Raw genomic sequence first — 3536 nt, 5'->3', positions numbered from 1 at the left:
CGCGGTGATCCCGACCAGCACGGGCGCGCCCTCGGCGGGGCCCTGCTCGATGGCGGCGCGGCCGACGAAGTCGCCGTCCTTCGTCAGCGCGACGACCCGGCCGAGGCCGGCCTGGACGGGCAGGATGTCACGGGAGAGCTCGTGGCCGTAGAGCGGCATGCCCGCCTCGAGGCGGAGCGTGTCGCGGCTCGCGAGCCCGCAGGGCACGACGCGCGGGCCGCCGGTCTCCTGCAGCGCCTCCCACAGCGCCTTCGCGCGCTCGGGGGCCACGTAGAGCTCGAAGCCGTCCTCGCCGGTGTAGCCGGTGCGGGCGACGAGCACGGGCTCGCCCTCCCAGGTCGCGGCGATCGCACGGTAGTACTTCAGCGCGGCGACGGCGGCGACGAAGTCCTCCTGGTCGTTGCCCGGGCCCTCGATGCCGAAGCCGGGGGTCTGCTGCAGCACCTCGAGCGCGTCGGGTCCCTGCAGGGCGACGAGCGCGATGTCGTCGGACTCGTCGAACACGTCGGCCTCGAAGGGCGCCGTGCGCGCGCGCAGCTCCTCGGCGACGACGTGGCGGTTGGCGGCGTTGGCCACGACCATGTAGCGGTCGGGTCCGGTGCGGTAGATCACGAGGTCGTCGATGACGCCGCCGTCGCGGGCGAGGAGGAGCGAGTACTTGGCCTGGCCCTCGACGATCGCCGACAGCTTGCCGGCGAGCGCGTAGTCGAGCGCGTCGGAGGCCTCGGGCCCGACGACGAGGATCTCGCCCATGTGGGAGAGGTCGAAGAGTCCGGCGTGCTCGCGGACCGCGTGATGCTCCGCGAGGTCGCTGGAGTAGCGGACCGGCATCTGCCAGCCGGCGAAGTCGGTGAACGACGCGCCCGCGGCGCGGTGCACCTCGTCGAGGGGGCTGCGGCGCTCGGTGGTGCCGGGGTCGGTGGTTCCGGGTGCGTCGGTCACGAGTTCTCCAGGATCGCGCGGATCACGCGGCGGTCGCCGCGGAAGAACTCCCCCTCTGTCATGGGCCTGAGAGCTTCGCGACGCCCCGGGGGAGCTGTGCTTTCACCTTCGGCGGGAAGCCGCCGATGCGGCATCCGCTTTTCAGAGTCGGCCTCGTCATCGCGGTGATGCGACCTGAGAGATTGGCGGGGAGGCTTGCTCCTTCGGTGCCGGCATGTTCCGTCAAGGAACCGCCGGCTCTCCCGCGATGCGTCGATGGCCCGGTATGCGGTTGTCGGGGGCAGTCTACCAACGCGCGCGCCCGGGTTCGCGCGCAGTCGCGCGTGCGCGTCGCGCGGCTGCCGCGTCACGCGATTGGCGTTCGTGTCATGGTGACTGTAAGCTGTCGTCCAACGACTTAGCGTCATGCTGACTCTAAGCGTCGGCGAGAGGGGCGAACGGATGTCGCAGCACGACGCGCGCGCACGCCTGGCCGTCTCGACGGTCATCTTCGCCCTCGCCCCCGACCAGGCCGACGGCGTCGCCGACGACCGCGAACGCCCCACGAGCCTGCGCATCCCGCTCGTGCGGCGACTCCGAGAACCCGGGCTCGGCCGATGGGCACTGCCCGGCGGCTGGCTGCCGGTCAGCGAGGCGCTCGACGACGCCGCCGCACGCACCCTGCACGAGACGACCGGGCTCGCCCCGAAGTACCTCGAGCAGCTCTACACGTTCGGCGACCCCGACCGCTCCCCCGGCGAGCGCGTCGTCTCCGTCGTCTACTGGGCGCTCGTGCACTCCGACGAGGTCGAGCGCGCCGTGTCCGACGAGAACGTCCGCTGGTTCGACGAGGACGCGCTGCCCGACCTCGCGTTCGACCACGCCGCGATCATCGACTACGCCCTCCGGCGCCTTCGCACGAAGCTCGTCTACTCGCGCATCGCGCATGCCCTCCTCGGCGAGCGGTTCACCATGGCGGAGCTCCGCCGCGTGCACGAGGCCGTCCTCCGGCGACGCCTCGACCCCGCGAACTTCCGCCGCACGATCGAGGCGTCCGGAACCCTCATCGACACCGGCGAACGCCTCGCCGGCACGCGGCACCGCCCGCCCGCGCTCTACCGCTTCGACCCCGCACACTCGCCCGTGGCGTCGCCCTCACCGGCGCCGGCGGCGCCGCCGCTCGCGGCATCCGCCACCGCATCCCCGACCAGGCCCGGAACGCACAGCAAGGAACCGCAATGAGCACCACAGCAACCACGCCCGAGCGCGAGGTCCGCCTCGCGGCATCCGTCGATCGCACCATCCGGCTCATCACCACCGGCAAGGCCTCAGGCGAGACCTGCACGCCCGACCTCGCGAAGGGCCCGTGGGAGTTCGACTCCGGCCCCGCCGGCTACGGCCCGGGCTCGTCGATGGGCGACGTGATCCCGACCGGGTCGCCGCGCCAGGGCGCGCTTCCCGCCGAGTACCGCGAGGCCTCCGACGCCGAGCTGCACGACCGCATCCGCGCCGCGAAGGCGACGCTCGGCGAGAAGGTCGTCGTCCTCGGCCACTTCTACCAGCGCGACGAGGTCGTGCAGCATGCCGACTTCACGGGCGACTCGTTCCAGCTCGCGAACGCCGCCATGACGCGCCCGGAGGCCGAGGCGATCGTGTTCTGCGGCGTGCACTTCATGGCCGAGACCGCCGACATGCTCTCGCGCCCCGACCAGGCCGTGATCCTGCCGAACCTCGCCGCGGGCTGCTCGATGGCCGACATGGCCGACGAGTCGGGCGTCGAGGAGTGCTGGGAGCAGCTCGAGGAGGTCTACGGCGACCTCACCGCCACCGACGCGTCGGGGCGCGTGCCGGTCGTCCCGGTCACGTACATGAACTCGTCGGCCGCGCTCAAGGGCTTCGTCGGCCGCAACGGCGGCATCGTCTGCACGTCCTCGAACGCGACGACCGTGCTCGAGCAGGCCTTCGAGCGCGGGCAGCGCGTGCTCTTCTTCCCGGACCAGCACCTCGGCCGCAACACGGCGAAGGCCATGGGCGTGCCCCTCGAGCAGATGCCGATGTGGAACCCGCGCAAGCCGTTCGGCGGGAACGCGGCCGAGGACCTCGATGACGCCCGCGTCATCCTCTGGCACGGCTTCTGCTCGGTGCACAAGCGCTTCACGGTCGAGCAGATCGAGCGGGCCCGCGCCGAGCACCCGGGCGTGCAGGTCATCGTGCACCCCGAGTGCCCGATGCCGGTCGTCGACGCGGCGGACGCCTCGGGTTCGACCGACTTCATCGTGAAGGCGATCCAGGCGGCGCCCGCCGGGTCGACGTTCGCGATCGGCACCGAGATCAACCTCGTGCAGCGACTCGCGGCCGAGCACCCCGAGCACGAGATCTTCTGCCTCGACCCGGTCGTCTGCCCGTGCTCGACGATGTACCGCATCCACCCGGGCTACCTCGCCTGGGTGCTCGAGGAACTCGTCGCCGGGCGGGTCGTCAACCGCATCTCGGTCGGCGAGGAGGTCGCGGAGCCGGCGCGACTCGCGCTCGAGCGCATGCTCGCGGCCAAGCCGCCGGCCTCGGTGCCCGTGCCGGCCGGGTCGACCATCGCGGCGGCGACGGATGCCGCGTCG

At 72.2% G+C, this 3536-nt stretch carries 3 protein-coding genes and 2 riboswitches; of the genes, 2 read left to right on the top strand and 1 reads right to left on the bottom strand.

Features of this window, described 5'->3' with window-relative positions; all coding sequences use genetic code 11:
- On the bottom strand, window positions 1–942 hold a 942-nt coding region (gene gcvT / locus ESO86_RS13685), incomplete at its 3' end, for a glycine cleavage system aminomethyltransferase GcvT (protein ID WP_129235508.1).
- Between the two features lie 45 nt (window positions 943–987).
- Window positions 988–1093, bottom strand: a riboswitch (glycine riboswitch).
- Window position 1094: 1 nt separating this feature from the next.
- A riboswitch (glycine riboswitch) is annotated at window positions 1095–1197 on the bottom strand.
- Window positions 1198–1383: 186 nt separating this feature from the next.
- On the opposite strand from gcvT, the gene ESO86_RS13680 reads away from it, so the two are divergent.
- Together ESO86_RS13680 and nadA are read left to right on the top strand one after the other, a co-directional pair.
- Window positions 1384–2163 carry an NUDIX hydrolase gene (locus ESO86_RS13680; protein ID WP_129235507.1) on the top strand — a complete coding sequence of 260 codons (780 nt, stop codon included), beginning with the start codon at window positions 1384–1386 and terminating at the stop codon, window positions 2161–2163.
- On the top strand, window positions 2160–3536 hold a 1377-nt coding region (gene nadA / locus ESO86_RS13675), incomplete at its 3' end, for a quinolinate synthase NadA (RefSeq protein WP_129235506.1). The genes ESO86_RS13680 and nadA, both read left to right, overlap by 4 nt.

This window comes from Agromyces binzhouensis (genome assembly GCF_004135055.1).
Lineage (GTDB): Bacteria > Actinomycetota > Actinomycetes > Actinomycetales > Microbacteriaceae > Agromyces > Agromyces binzhouensis.
The sequence above is the reverse complement of the archived record's forward strand: the minus strand, read 5'-3'. Positions and strand labels throughout refer to the sequence as shown.

Bases quoted from the DNA above. Each gene is read 5' to 3' on its own strand.
- ESO86_RS13680 (WP_129235507.1), top strand. From the start codon at position 1,384: ATGTCGCAGCACGACGCGCGCGCACGCCTGGCCGTCTCGACGGTCATC.